The organism is Delftia sp. PX-1, from assembly GCF_055797465.1.
The window spans coordinates 1684816-1699156 of sequence record NZ_CP184763.1; the positions used below are offsets into that span (position 1 = coordinate 1684816).

The window sequence follows — 14341 nt, forward strand, 5'->3', positions numbered from 1 at the left end:
GTTTCTGAAGGTCGTCCCATGTCATTCTTGCAACGTCTTGCAAATCGCTTCCAACGCAAGCCGGCCGACGCCGGCTCCGGTGCGGACAACAGCATGCTCGGAGACACCGTCTCCCAGGATATGTACGCACTCGATGCGTCACTGACCGTGCAGGGCGCCCCCGACGCCATGCCGGGCCGCGACGGCGGCGCAGCCGTTGACCACGACATGGTGGCCCTGCCGCTGCTGGGCCGCGCGCCTGCCGCGCGCCACCAGCGCACGCTGTCCACCTTGCTGGGTGTGTCGGTGCTGGCCCTGGTGCTGGCGGCGGCCTGGGCCCTGCGCCAGGCCGACGGCTCGGCGCAGCAGCTGGCCGCCACCGGCCAGGCGCTGATGCAGTCGCAGCGTCTGGCCAAGTCGGTCTCGCAGGCGCTGACGGGCGCGGCATCCTCCTTTGTGGACGTGCAGGACAGCTCCGGCGTGCTGGCGCGCAACGTGCGCGCCATTGCCTCGGGCGACGACTCCATGGGCGTGCGCCCGCTGGGCGGCGCCTATGCCGACGAACTGGCCCAGATCACGCCGCTGATGGAGCGCGCCGAGCAAAGCGCCAAGGTGGTGATGGACCAAAAGCAGATCCTGACCCAGGTCGGCGACGCGCTGCGCACCATCAACCGGCAGTCCTCGGACCTGCTGGAGATCGCCGAAACCATCTCCTCGCTGAAGCTGCAGCAGGGCGCCAGCCCGGCGGAAATCTCCGCTGCCGGCCAGCTCGTGATGCTGACCCAGCGTATCGGCAAGTCGGCCAACGAATTCCAGACCGCCGAAGGCGTGAGCCCCGAGGCCGTGTTCCTGCTGGGCAAGGACTTGAACTCGTTCAAGGAAATCTCCGAAAGCCTGCTGAGCGGCAGCAGCGAGCTGCGCCTGCCTCCCACGCGCGACGCCCAGACCCGCGAGCAGATCGAGGCGCTGATCAAGCTCTACGAAGAGACCCGCAGCGAGGCCAGCGCCATTTTGGGCAACCTGCAGGGCCTGGTGTCCGCCCGCGAAGCCCAGACCGCCATCAACGCCGACAGCGAACCGCTGCGCCGCCATCTGGAAGACCTGCAGAACAAGCTGCAAAGCGGCGCCGGCATCGGCTCGCTGCCCATGGGCCTGCTGGCGCTGGCCACCGTGCTGGTGCTGCTGTGCGGCGTGGGCCTGTCCCGCGTGCAGCTGCTCGACAGCCGTCTGCGCCAGGAAGCGGCCGAACGCCGCCAGGAAGAGTCCCGCGTGCAGGAGCATGAAGCCAAGCGCATCAACGATGCCAACCAGGCCGCGATTTTGCGCTTGATGAACGAACTGCAATCGGTGGCCGAAGGCGATCTGACGCAGGAAGCGACCGTGACCGAGGACATCACCGGCGCCATCGCCGACTCGGTGAACTACACGGTGGAAGAGCTGCGCGCCCTGGTGGGCAGCGTGCAGAACACGGCAACGCGCGTGGCACAGACCACGGCCGAGGTGGATGCCAACTCCACCGAGCTGCTGGCCGCGTCGACCGAACAGCTTCGCGAGATCCGCGAAACCGGCCGCTCCGTGCTGGACATGGCAGGCCGCATCAACGAGGTCTCGACCCAGGCGCAGGAATCTGCCCAGGTGGCGCGCCAGTCGCTGGAAGCTGCGGACCTGGGCCTGAAGGCCGTGCAGAACGCCATCGGCGGCATGAACTCCATCCGCGACCAGATCCAGGAAACCTCCAAGCGCATCAAGCGGCTGGGCGAATCCTCGCAGGAGATCGGTGAAATCACCGAGCTGATTTCCGACATTACCGAGCAGACCAACGTGCTGGCGCTGAACGCCGCCATCCAGGCCGCATCGGCCGGTGAAGCCGGTCGCGGCTTCTCGGTGGTGGCCGAAGAAGTGCAGCGCCTGGCTGAGCGCTCGGCAGATGCGACGCGCCAGATCGCGGCGCTGGTGAAGGCGATTCAGACCGACACCCAGGATGCCGTGGCCGCCATGGAGCGCTCCACCCAGGGTGTGGTCGAGGGGGCGCGACTGTCCGACTCCGCAGGTACCGCGCTGACCGAGATCGATACCGTGTCGCGCCACCTGGCCGAGCTGATCGAGCTGATCTCCTCGTCCACCTCGCGCGAGGCCGTCCTGGCCAACGACGTGGCCGAGAACATCCAGCACATTTTCGCGGTGACGGAGCAGACGGGCGAAGGCACGCGCACCACGGCGCAGCAGGTGCGCGAACTCTCGCACATGGCCGAGGAACTGCGCCAGTCGGTGGCGCGTTTCAAGATTGCCTGACCCGGTCCAACATAGCTATGCACAGGCCCTAGGGGCTTGGGGAACTGTCCATGTCAGTGGTTGACGAATCGCAAACGGGCGCGGCGCAGGCCGCGCACACCGAACAGGACCTGGGCCCGCTGGCCTGGGTGCTCGATGAGCTGCGCAAGTCGCTGGAAGGCGCGAGCAAGGCCGTGGCGCGTTTCGTGCGCGATGCCGATGCGGCGCGCGCCTCGGACCTTGAGGAGCTTGACACCTCGGCCCTGCGCATCGCCCGCCAGCAGCTGCACCAGGCCTGCGGCGCCCTCGAAATGGTGGGCCTGGGCTCTCCGGCCCTGGTGCTGCGCGGCATGGAAAGCGCCGTGCAGCGCTTCGTGCAGCGCCCCGAGCTGTGCACCGACCAGGCCGCCGCCACGCTGGAGCGCGCCAGCTTTGCCCTGATCGAATACCTGGAAACCGTGCTGGCCGGCAAGACCGTCTCGGCCGTGGCCCTGTTTCCCCAATACCGCGACACCCAGGCGCTGGCCGGCAACGACAAGGTGCATCCGGCCGATCTGTGGCCTGCCGAGCGCCGCGCGCGCGAGCCCGAATGGGCGCGCCAGGCCGAGCCGTTGGCCTACGGGCCCGATGCCCGGGCCCTGCTCGACGGCGTGGTGCTGCGCATGGTCAAGAGCGATGACCGCGAGGCCGCCGCCCAGATGCGTGACCTGTGCCTGCGCTTTGCCGTGGCCCAGACCGAGGATGTCACCGCACGCAGCTTCTGGAAGGTGGCCGCTGGCTTCTTCGACGCGCAGTCGCGCGGCCTGATCGTTGTCGACCTCTATGTGAAACGCATGGCCTCGCGCGTGCTGCTGCAGTACGCGGCCATGGCCAAGGGCGACCGCACGCCGCCTGCGCGCCTGCTGCAGGACCTGCTGTTCTTCTGCGCCCAGGCGCGCCCGGCCGAGCAGGCCGGCGCTGCCCTGCAGGCCGTGCGCCAGGCCTATGGCATGCAGGCCCAGCCGCAGGTGGACTACCAGCAGACCCGCTTTGGTCGCTACGACCCGGCCGTGCTGGTGCAGGCGCGCAAGCGCATCACCACGGCGGCGGAGACCTGGTCCGCCCTGGCAGGCGGCGACCGTGCGCGCACCAAGATCGTGGTGGACCAGTTCGCCCAGGTGGCCGAATCCCTGGTCAAGCTGCACCCGGCCAGCCATGGCCTGGCGCGCATGCTGATCAAGGTGGCCGAAACCGTGGCCCGCATCGGCGAGCCGCCGCCGGCGGAACTGGCCATGGAAGTGGCCACCTCCGTGCTCTATCTGCAGGCGGCCTTTGCCACCATGGACATGGGCGACGAGGAACTGGCCGAGCAATCCGCCAACCTGGTCCAGCGCCTGGAGGAATCCCTGCAGGGCGCGCCCGCGCGGCCGCTGGAGCCGTGGATGGAGGAGCTGTACCGCCAGGCCAGCGACCACCAGACCATGGGCTCGGTCGTGGGCGAATTGCGTGCCACGCTGGCCGAGGCCGAGCGGCACCTGGACCAGTATTTCCGCAACCCCGCCGATGCCACCGTGCTGGCGCCAGTGTCTGGCCAGATGGCGCAGATGCGCGGCGTGCTGTCCGTGCTGGGCCTGGACCAGGCCACCCAGGCCATGCAGCGCATGCGCGAAACCGTGGAGCGGCTGGTATTGGGCGAGATCGCCGAGTCAGAACGTGCCCAGGTCTTCGACAAGCTGGGCAACAGCCTGGGCGCCATGGGTTTCCTGATCGACATGCTGAGCTACCAGCGCAGCATGGCGCGCAAGCTCTTTGTCTATGACGAGGCCGAAGGCGGCCTGCGCATCCTGATGGGCCGCCGTGGCCACCGCGCCGACGACGCGGGCAAGGCGCCCGAGCAGCTGCCGGCCCTGGACACCGCCGCCGTGCCGCCGCAGCGCGAAGCCGTTGCCGTGGCCCAGCCGCTGCCCGTGCCCCAGATCCAGCCCGCCGAGACTGCGCAGGACCTGCCTGCCGAACCCGCTGCGGCAGCACCGTCGGTGCCGGCGCCGCCGCCACCCTCCGTGGACCTTGTGCCCGAGCCCCTGCCGCAGGCGACTGTCGCCGGGCAGCAAGCGCTGGCCGACGATGCCGAACTGGCGCAATTCGCCAAGGCGCTCGAGATACCCGCCGAAGCGGCCCAAGCAGCTGACGTGGCTGAAGCGGCCGAACCGGTGCCCGGCCCTGCTGCCGCTGCTGCCACGGCTCAGCCCGAACCCCTGCCTGAACCCGTTCCCCCGCTGGCCGGTCTGACCGTCTCGGAAGATGATTCCGACGACGAAATCCTGAGCATCTTCCTGGAAGAGGCCCGCGAGGTCGTGGACAACGGCCTGCAGGCGCTGCGCACCCTGGCCGATGAGCCCGGCAACCTCAGCGAGCAGACCACGCTGCGCCGCGCCTTCCATACGCTCAAGGGCAGCTCGCGCATGGTCGGCCTGGATGAATTCGGCGAAGCCGGCTGGGCCATGGAGCAAATGCTCAATGCCTGGCTGGCCGAGCAAAAGCCCATGCCCCAGCCCATGCAGGAGCTGGCCAGCGACGCGCTGCGCGCCTTTGGCGCCTGGGCGTCGGCCATCGAGCGCCAGCAGGCCGATGCCTGGCTGGCCACGCCCTTCCGCGCCGCAGCCGATGCCATGCGCCTGGAAGGCGTGCGCGCCGACGTGGCCCTGGTGCCGCGCGCCGACCGCCGCACGCAGGCCGAGCCTGCCGCGGTCGAGGCGCCGGTGGAGCCCTTCGCCGCAGTGGAGCAGCAGCTGCAGGCCGAGCAGCGGGAAGCCCCCGAGCCGGCCGTGCCCGCCGAGACCGCCGGGCCCGCCGGTGACCTGGACATTGCGCTGGACTTCGGTCTGCTGGACCTGGACCTCCAGCCTGCGGCGGCCGTGCCCGAACAGTCGCAGGGTTCAACGCAGCCGGAGACCGCCGAGGCACCCGCCGCGCTGGCCACCGACGCGGTGGAGGAGCTGGACTTCGCCGCCTTCGAGGCGGCCATGCGCGACAGCGAGCAGGAAGCCCTGGCCGTTGTCTCGGGCGACCAGCCCGCGCTGCCCGGCACAGAGACCGTGCCCGAGGCACATGCCGACGCGCTGCCCGAGCTGCAAGCAGAAGCAGGCGCAGAAGCTGTAGCCGAAGCCGAAGCCGAAGAGCAGGCTCCGCACGCCGCCGTGCTGCTGGCGCCTTTCGAGGGGCTGGATCTGGACCTGACTCCGGCAGCCGCACCTGCCGAGGCCATCGAAGCCGTAGAAGCTTCCGAGGCGGAAACCCCGCAGGAGCTGCATACCGAATCCGTGGCCGATGAGGCGCCCGCGGTGGCTGAGGAGTCCGGCGCACAGGAGCCGTCCGGCGTCGATGCCGATGGCTTCAAGGTCGTGGACGGCCTGCGCATCAGCGCGCCGCTGTACAACGTCTATCTCAACGAGGCCGACGAATGGTCGCGCCGCCTGGACCTGTCGCTGCAGCAATGGGCGACCGAGCCCGGCGAGCCCGTGCCCGATGACGCCATCGCCTTCGCGCATTCGCTGGCCGGCAGCTCGGCCACCGTGGGCTTCAAGGCCTTGTCGGACCTGGCGCGCCTGCTGGAGCATGCGCTGGCCCATCTGCAGCCGCAGCGCTGCGGCACGCCTGAGCAGGTCGCCGCCTGCATTGCGGCTTCCGACGAGGTGCAGCGCCTGCTGCACCAGTTCGCGGCCGGCTTCCTCAAGACACCCCAGCCGGGCGTGGAAGAAGCACTGCAGGCACTGCTGGCGCTGGATATCGAAGTCGCGGACGCTCCGGACAGCCGGCTCGATGCGCTGCTGCCGGAGCCGTTGCCGCAGCCTGGTACGGATGCCGTGCTCGACGCCGGCGCCCATGCGCAGGCCCAGGCACAGGACGTGGCGCCGCTGGCCTATTCCATGCGCCCCCTGGTCAACGACGCACGCCAGGAAGCCGAGCTGCAGCGCCGCATCGATGAGGCCATCGCCCATGCGGTGGCCGTGGGCAACGACCTGGACGACGACATCGACGCCCTGGACGAGGTGGACCCCGACCTGTTCCCCATCTTCGAGGAAGAGGCCATCGAGCTGCTGCCCCGCCTGGGCGCTGCGCTGCGTCGCTGGCATGGCCGGCCTTCCCTGGACGAGGCGCGCCACGAAACGCTGCGCGCCCTGCACACCCTCAAGGGCAGTGCCCGGCTGGCTGGCGCCATGCGCCTGGGCGAAATGGCCCACCGGCTGGAATCCGCCGTCGAGCGGGTCGACAGCGAATCTCCCACGGCCGAGCAGATCGAGCCCTTGCTGGGCAACTTCGACGCATTGCAGGCCGGCTTCGACGTGCTGCGCGTTGCGGGCGAACAGGTGCAGGATGGGCCGCTGGGCCTGGCCGATGGGCCGGACCAGGCCGAGCCTGCCGCCTCTGCGGTGTCTTCTGACGCCACGGCCTCCGACGCCTCGGGCGCTGGCGCATCCCCGGCGCCAGCCGACGCACAGCCGGCTCCTGTCACCGCGCCGCTGCGTGCGGGCGCCCACCAGACGGTGCGCGTGCGCGCCCAGTTGCTGGACCGCCTGATCAGCCAGGCCGGCGAGGTGCTGATTGCGCGCTCGCGTGTCGATGCGCGCCTGGCCCAGGCCCGTGGCTCGCTGGACGAGCTGGCCGGCAACCTGGAGCGCCTGCGCATGCAGCTGCGCGACATCGAGGTCCAGGCCGAGAGCCAGATGCAGTCGCGCCTGGCCCTGTCCAAGGACTCGGCAGCCGGCTTCGACCCGCTGGAGTTCGACCGCTTCACGCGGGTGCAGGAACTCACGCGCATGATGGCCGAGTCGGTCAACGACGTGGCCACCGTGCAGCGCAACCTGCAGCGCGACATGGCGGGCGCCGAGGACGACCTGGTCGCCCAGGGCCGCCAGGCGCGCGAGCTGCAGCGCGACCTGCTGCGCACGCGCATGGTGGAGTTCGACTCCCTGGCCGAGCGCCTGTATGCCGTGGTCCGCCAGACCTCCAAGGAAATGGGCAAGCAGGTGCGGCTGAACATCCTCGGCGGCACCATTGAAATGGACCGGGGCATGCTGGACCGCATGATGCCGGCCTTCGAGCACCTGCTGCGCAACTGCGTGGCCCACGGCATCGAGCCGCCCGAGCAGCGCACCGCTGCCGGCAAGCCGGCCATGGGCACCATCGAAATCATCCTGAGCCAGGAGCGCAACGACGTGGCGCTGTCGGTGGAGGACGATGGCGCCGGCCTGAACCTGCAGCGCATCCGCGACAAGGCCGTGGCCCAGGGCCTGTGGCCCGAGGACCAGACGCTGACGGAGCAGGACGCCGGCCGCCTGATCTTCGAGCCCGGCTTCACCACCGCCACCGAGGTGACCGGCGTGGCCGGCCGGGGCATCGGCATGGACGTGGTGCGCTCCGAGGTCAACGCGCTGGGCGGCCGCATCGAGACCCACAGCGAAGCGGGCCGGGGCAGTGCCTTCCGCCTCGTGCTGCCGCTGACCACGGCCGTCACCCAGGTGGTCATGCTGCGCGCGGGCCGGCTGCTGGTCGGCGTGCCGGCCAGCCTGGTGGAAATCGTGCGCCGTGCGCCCTTGGATCTGCTGCAGCAGGCCTATGCCAGCCACGGCTTTGAAGATGGCGGCGAGACCCTGCCTTTCTACTGGGCGGGCGCGCTGTGGCAGTCCTCCCTGCGCAGCGAGGAAACCGTGGGCCGCACCCGGCCCGTGGTCATTCTGCGCAGCGCGTCGCAGCGCATTGCGCTGCACGTGGACGAAGTGCTGGGCAACCAGGAAGTGGTGATCAAGAACCTCGGCCCCCAACTGGCCCGCCTGCCCGGCCTGACCGGCATGTCGGTGCTGGCCTCGGGCGCCGTGGTCCAGATCTACAACCCTGTGGCGCTGGCCAACGTCTATGGCGACGAGGTGCGCGCCCGGACCGAAGAGGCCGAGCGTGCCGCCGGCCAGGGCGACGGCGAAGCCGTGCCGGCCAGCGCGGGACCGGTCTCGGTGCCGCTGGTGCTGGTGGTGGACGACTCCATCACCGTGCGCCGCGTCACCCAGCGCCTGCTGCAGCGCGAAGGCTACCGCGTGGCCCTGGCGGCCGACGGCCTGCAGGCCATGGAGCGCCTGGCCGAGGAGCGCCCGACCCTGGTGCTGTCCGACATCGAGATGCCGCGCATGGACGGCTTCGACCTGCTGCGCAACATCCGCGCCGACGAGGCCCTGCGCGACCTGCCCGTGGTCATGATCACCTCGCGCATCGCCCAGAAGCACCGCGAGATGGCGCGCCAGCTGGGCGCCAACCACTACCTGGGCAAGCCCTACTCGGACGAGGAGCTGCTGGGCCTGATCCAGCACTATTCCCTGCAAGGGAACAGCACCCAGCCTGCGCCGCTGTCACTGCAGACGGAGACACAGGTGCTGGGCGAAGAAGCCTGAGCCTCGGCGGCCAGCCCTCGCCCCGCAAAAAAGGAGCAGCCAGCGCTGCTCCTTTTTTCTTGGCTCCGGTGTCTTTGCACCGGCTTCCTTCAGCCCGCCTGCTTGACCACGCCGTAGCGGGCCAGCGTGCGCTCGCGCGCGGCTGCGTGGTCCACCACGGGATGGGGATAGTCCGTGCCCAGCACCACGCCGGCCTCGGCCAGCTCCAGCGGCCGGGCCTGCCAGGGTGCGTGGCGCAGCGCGGCGGGCAGGCGGGCCAGTTCGGGCACGTAGCGCTCGATGAAGCGCGCGTCGGCATCGAACTTCTGGCTTTGCGTGATCGGGTTGAAGATGCGGAACCAGGGCTGGGCGTCGCAGCCCGTGGAGGCCGCCCACTGCCAGCCGCCGTTGTTGGCCGCCAGGTCGAAGTCGTTGAGCTGGCGCGCAAACCAGGCCTCGCCCCGGCGCCAGTCTATGCCCAGATCCTTGACCAGGAAGCTGGCCGCCACCATGCGCAGCCGGTTGTGCATGTAGCCCGTGGTGTTGAGCTGGCGCATGGCGGCATCGACCAGCGGATAGCCGGTGCGGCCCTCGCACCAGGCGGCGTACAGCGCATCGGCCTCGGGGCCGGTATCCCACACGATGGCGTCGTAGGCGGGCTTGAAGCTGGCGTGCACCACATGCGGATGGTGGGCCAGGATCTGGAAATAGAAGTCGCGCCAGACCAGCTCGGACAGCCAGGTGGCGGCTCCCTCGCTGTCGTGCGGCTGCTGCTGCGTCTGCTCCCAAGCCAGCCTTGCCAGGCGGCGGATGGAGACCGTGCCGAAGCGCAGGTGCACGCTCAGGTAGCTGGGGCCCTTGACGGCGGGAAAGTCGCGCGCCTGCTTGTAGCGCGGCAGGCGCGGCATGAAGTCGGCCAGCAGTTCCTCGGCGCCGGCGCAGCCCGTGGGCAGGCGCAGGCCGTCCAGCGTGCCGGCCTCGAAGCCCAGGTCGGCTGCGGTGGGCACGGCGCGGCGCTCGCCTTCGGGGCGTGGCGCCAGGCGCTCGGGCAGGTCGCGCTCGCTGGGATAGGCGGACAGGAAGAAGGGCGTGACCTGGCGCAGCCAGGCGTTCTTGTACGGCGTGAACACCGAGAACGGCGCGCCGGCCTGGGTCAGCACCTCGTCGCGCGCAAAGACCATGTGGTCCTTGAAGCTGTGCAGGGCCACGCCCTCGGCGGCCAGGGCCTGGCGCACGCGGGCGTCGCGGGCCAGTGCGTCGGGCTCGTCGTCCCAGTTGCAGAACACGGCCTGGGCGCCGAGCTGCCGGGCCAGGGCCGGGATCTGCTCAGCGGGCCGGCCGCGGCGCACGATGAGGCCGGTGTCGGCGCGGCCCGAGGCCTCGCGCAGCGCCTCGTCCAGGCCCGCCAGGCTCTGGCAGATGAACTCCACGCGCCGGTCGGCACGGGGCAGGGGGGCGAGGATGTCGTCGTCGAAGATGAACACGCAATGCACCTGCCGGCACTGGCGCAGCGCATGGTAGAGGGCGGCATGGTCGGACAGGCGCAGGTCGCGCCGCAGCCAGACCAAGCCCACAGGGTAAGAAGGTGGCATGGATCGCCGGTAAAATCCGTCGTTATGTCTGCTGAAACTGCGCCTATCAATCTGACGCACCACTTCCTGATTGCCATGCCTGGCCTGGAAGACGAAGCGTTCTCGCGCAGTGTGATCTACCTGTGCGAACACAGCGAGCGCGGTGCGCTCGGTCTGATTATCAACAAGCCCTCGCAGCTTACGCTGGAAGGCCTGCTGGAAAAGGTGGATCTGGCCCTGGGCCGCGAGGACCTTCGCGGCAACCGCGTTTTCAACGGCGGGCCCGTACAGACCGATCGCGGCTTCGTGCTGCACGATCCCATGGTGATCGAAGGTGCGCCCGACGACGAGTCCGCCTACGCCTCGACCATGACCATTCCCGGCGGCCTGGAGATGACCACCTCCAAGGACGTGCTCGAAGCCCTGTCCGACGGCGCAGGCCCCAAGCGCCTGCTGGTCACCCTGGGCTATGCCTCCTGGGGCGAGGGCCAGCTGGAGTCGGAGCTGGCCGAAAACGCCTGGCTCACGGTGGGCGCCGACGCCAACGTCATCTTCGATACCCCGGTCGACGACCGCTATGACCGCGCCCTGGGCCTGCTGGGCCTGCAGCGCTGGATGATCTCGCCCGAAGCGGGGCGCGCATGAGCCTGCCCGCTCCCGAGTCCCAGGCAGCAGCGGCAGCCGGCACGGCCGTGCCGCCCGTCGTTCCCTCCCATTTCCAGAGTTTCGTGGCCTTCGATTTCGGGGCCAAGCGCACGGGCTGCGCCGTGGGCACGCGCCTGCTGCGCTCGGCCAACCCGCTGCCCACCATCCGCGCCGAGGCCGGCGAGGCCCGCCTGGCCCAGGCCGGCGAGCGCATCAAGGAGTGGCAGCCCGATGCGCTGGTCATCGGCGTGCCCTACCACCCCGACGGCAACGCGCACGAGAACACGGCGCGGGCGAAGAAGTTCGGCCGCCAGCTCAAGAGCCGCTTCGGCCTGCCTGTCTACGAGGTGGACGAGCGCTACAGCACCACCGAGGCCCTGGCCGGTGGCGCAAGGGATGCCGATGCGGCCTCGGCCTGCATCATTCTTGAACAGTTTTTGAGGAGTCTTCCATGAGTGAATCCATTGCGGGAGCCGGCAGCCTGGTGCTGGACGCCGAGGCCCTGTACCGCGAACTGCTGCGCGGCGTGCGCAGCCTCATGGGGCCTGAAACCCGCCTGGCCGGCATCACCTCGGGCGGCGCCTGGCTGGTGGAGCGCCTGCACAAGGACCTGAACCTGCCCGGCAACCCCAGCGTGCTGTCCTCGGCCCTGCACCGCGACGACTTCGCGCAGCGCGGCATGGCCACCAGCGCCCAGACGCAGATCGACTTTGACGTCAACGGCGCCGACATCCTGGTGCTGGACGACGTGCTCTACACCGGCCGCACCGTGCGTGCCGTGCTCAACGAACTCTATGACTACGGCCGCCCGGCCTGCGTGCGCCTGGCGGTGCTGGTGGACCGGGGCGGGCGCGAGCTGCCCTTCCAGGCCGACTTCGCCGCCGCGCGCATCGCGCTGCCGGCCGACCGCCTGCTGTCGCTGGCGCGCGATGACGCCGGCGTCTTCCAATTCCGCATCCAAGAGGCCTGACCGTGCTGTACAAGCGCAATCCCCAGCTCAACAAGAACGGCGAACTGATCCACCTGCTGTCCACCGAAGGACTGTCCAAGGACATCCTGACCCACATCCTGGACACGGCGGCCAACTTCGTCAGCGTCAATGACCGCGAGGTCAAGAAGGTGCCGCTGCTGCGCGGCAAGAGCGTGTTCAACCTGTTCTTCGAGAACAGCACGCGCACGCGCACCACGTTCGAGATCGCGGCCAAGCGCCTGTCGGCCGACGTGTTCAACCTGGACATCGCGCGCAGCTCGGCCAGCAAGGGCGAGTCGCTGCTGGACACCATCGCCAACCTCTCGGCCATGGCCGCCGACATCTTCGTCGTGCGCCACAGCGAGTCGGGTGCGCCCTACCTCATCGCCCAGCATGTGGCGCCCCATGTCCACGTGGTCAATGCCGGCGACGGCCGCCACGCCCACCCCACGCAGGGGCTGCTGGACATGTACACCATCCGCCACTACAAGAAGGACTTCGCCAACCTGCGCGTGGCCATCGTGGGCGATGTGCTGCACTCGCGGGTGGCCCGTTCCGACATCCATGCGCTGACCACGCTGGGCGCGGCCGAAGTGCGCGTCGTCGGCCCGCGCACGCTGGTGCCGCCGGACCTGGCGCAGATGGGCGTGCGCGTCTTCCACACGCTGGAAGAGGGCATCCGGGACTGCGACGTGATCATCATGCTGCGCCTGCAGAACGAGCGCATGAGCGGCGCCCTGCTGCCGTCCAGCCAGGAATACTTCAAGAGCTTCGGCCTCACGGCCGAGAAGCTGCGCCTGGCCAAGCCGGACGCCATCGTCATGCACCCGGGACCCATCAACCGCGGCGTGGAGATCGACTCCGAAGTGGTCGATGGCCCGCAGGCCGTGATCCTGTCGCAGGTGTCCTTCGGCATCGCGGTCCGCATGGCCGTCATGTCCATCGTCGCCGGCAACGAGGCTTGAAATGAAGCACCCCCTGAGCGACTGCGTCGCTTCCCCCTCTCTCGCTACGCGGGAGGGGGGCGTACGGGCAGCCGGCGACGCCCTCGCTGCAGGGCGGCCTTTGCTCGGCGTCCCTGAGATGGGCCATGCTTTTTCCATGCCCGGTGTCCTGGACTGAGTCCAGGCGCTTTTTGTGAATGCAAATGTTTTTGATCGCCGCAGGCCGCAGCCCATGCGCCGCCTGCGGTCTACGGGGTAGCAAACCATGAAGATACTCATCCGCAACGGCCGAGTGATGGACCCGGCACGGGGCCTGGACCAGCAGGCCGACGTGGCCATCGATGGCGGCAAGGTGCTGGCCATCGGCAAGGCGCCCGAGGGATTTGCCGCAGAACGCGAGATCGATGCGGCCGGCTGCTGGGTGCTGCCGGGCCTGGTCGATCTGGCCGTGCGCCTGCGCGAGCCCGGCCACGAGCACGAAGGCATGCTGCAGTCCGAGATGGCCGCCTCGGTGGCCGGTGGCGTGACCAGCCTGGTCTGCCCGCCTGATACCGATCCCGTGCTCGACGAGCAGGGCCTGGTGGAGATGCTCAAGTTCCGCGCCGAGAAGCTGCACCAGTCGCGCCTGTTCCCGCTGGGCGCGCTGACGCTGGGCCTCAAGGGCGAGGTGCTGACCGAAATGGCCGAGCTGACCGAGTCCGGCTGCATCGGCTTCGGCCAGGCCGAGGTGCCCATGACCAGCACCCAGACCCTGCAGCGTGCCCTGGCGTATGCGGCCACCTACGGCTACACCGTGTGGCTGCGCCCGCAGGAGCTGTACCTGGGCAAGGGCGTGGCCGCCAGCGGCCCGCTGGCCACGCGCATGGGCCTGTCCGGCGTGCCCGTGGCGGCCGAGACGATTGCCCTGCACACCATCTTCGAGCTGATGCGCGGCACCCAGGCGCGCGTGCACCTGTGCCGCCTGTCCAGCGCCGCAGGCGTGGAACTGGTGCGCCGTGCCAAGGCCGAAGGCCTGCAGGTCACGGCCGACGTGTCCATCAACTCGCTGCACCTGACCGATACCGATATCGGCTACTTCGACAGCAGCGCCCGCGTCACGCCGCCGCTGCGCCAGCAACGCGACCGCGATGCGCTGTCTGCCGCGCTGGCCGATGGCACCATCGACGCCCTGGTCTCCGACCACACGCCCGTCGATGAGGATGCCAAGGTCCTGCCCTTTGCCGAGGCCGAGCCCGGCGCCACGGGCGTGGAGCTGCTGCTGTCGCTGGCCGTCAAGTGGTCGCAGGACGGTGGCGTGCCTTTGAACCGTGCCCTGGCCGCCATCACGGCATCGCCCGTGCAGGTGCTGGGCTCGTCTCTGGGCGAGCTGCAGGGGCAGCTGGGCCGGCTGGCCGAGGGCGGCGTGGCCGACCTGTGCATCGTCGATCCGCAGGCGGCCTGGACGGTCAAGCCCCAGGAGCTGGCCAGCCAGGGCAAGAGCACGCCCTTCGGCGGCTACGAACTGCCGGCCCGCGTGCGCTGCACGCTGGTCGACGGCCATATCGCTTACGAACGCCGCTGAAC

Annotated in this window: 8 protein-coding genes; 7 read left to right on the forward strand and 1 reads right to left on the reverse strand. The window is 69.7% G+C overall.

Annotation, left to right across the window (positions count from 1 at the left end):
* The first annotated feature begins 18 nt into the window (after positions 1 to 18).
* On the forward strand, positions 19 to 2271 hold the full coding sequence (locus tag ACN20X_RS07725; protein WP_016447934.1) for a methyl-accepting chemotaxis protein: 2253 nt from the start codon (positions 19 to 21) through the stop codon (positions 2269 to 2271).
* A 50-nt stretch (positions 2272 to 2321) separates the two neighbouring features.
* Entirely contained in the window at positions 2322 to 8669 is a 6348-nt protein-coding gene (locus tag ACN20X_RS07730; protein ID WP_473210426.1) for a hybrid sensor histidine kinase/response regulator, read from the forward strand.
* 89 nt (positions 8670 to 8758) lie between these two features.
* On the opposite strand, the gene ACN20X_RS07735 is transcribed toward ACN20X_RS07730, so the two are convergent.
* Positions 8759 to 10240 (reverse strand): cryptochrome/photolyase family protein, encoded by a 1482-nt coding sequence (locus ACN20X_RS07735; RefSeq protein ID WP_473210427.1) that lies wholly within the window; start codon positions 10238 to 10240, stop codon positions 8759 to 8761.
* A 24-nt stretch (positions 10241 to 10264) separates the two neighbouring features.
* On the opposite strand from ACN20X_RS07735, the gene ACN20X_RS07740 reads away from it, so the two are divergent.
* From ACN20X_RS07740 to ACN20X_RS07760, 5 genes are all read left to right on the forward strand, one after another.
* The gene (locus tag ACN20X_RS07740; protein ID WP_012203507.1) at positions 10265 to 10864 is read left to right on the forward strand and encodes a YqgE/AlgH family protein; all 600 of its coding nucleotides are present in this window, start codon (positions 10265 to 10267) and stop codon (positions 10862 to 10864) included.
* A complete protein-coding gene (ruvX, locus tag ACN20X_RS07745; RefSeq protein WP_043790397.1) occupies positions 10861 to 11319 on the forward strand; it encodes a Holliday junction resolvase RuvX in 459 nt (152 codons plus the stop codon). The genes ACN20X_RS07740 and ruvX overlap by 4 nt, the downstream gene beginning before the upstream one ends.
* Complete coding sequence (gene pyrR / locus ACN20X_RS07750) at positions 11316 to 11834, forward strand: bifunctional pyr operon transcriptional regulator/uracil phosphoribosyltransferase PyrR (protein ID WP_013804027.1); 519 nt, start codon at positions 11316 to 11318, stop codon at positions 11832 to 11834. Before ruvX ends, pyrR begins: the two co-directional genes overlap by 4 nt.
* A gap of 2 nt (positions 11835 to 11836) precedes the next feature.
* Positions 11837 to 12799, forward strand: coding sequence for an aspartate carbamoyltransferase catalytic subunit (locus ACN20X_RS07755; RefSeq protein WP_012203510.1), 963 nt, complete (start codon positions 11837 to 11839; stop codon positions 12797 to 12799).
* Between the two features lie 244 nt (positions 12800 to 13043).
* Positions 13044 to 14339, forward strand: coding sequence for a dihydroorotase (locus ACN20X_RS07760; RefSeq protein WP_016447929.1), 1296 nt, complete (start codon positions 13044 to 13046; stop codon positions 14337 to 14339).
* Positions 14340 to 14341: the final 2 nt, after the last annotated feature.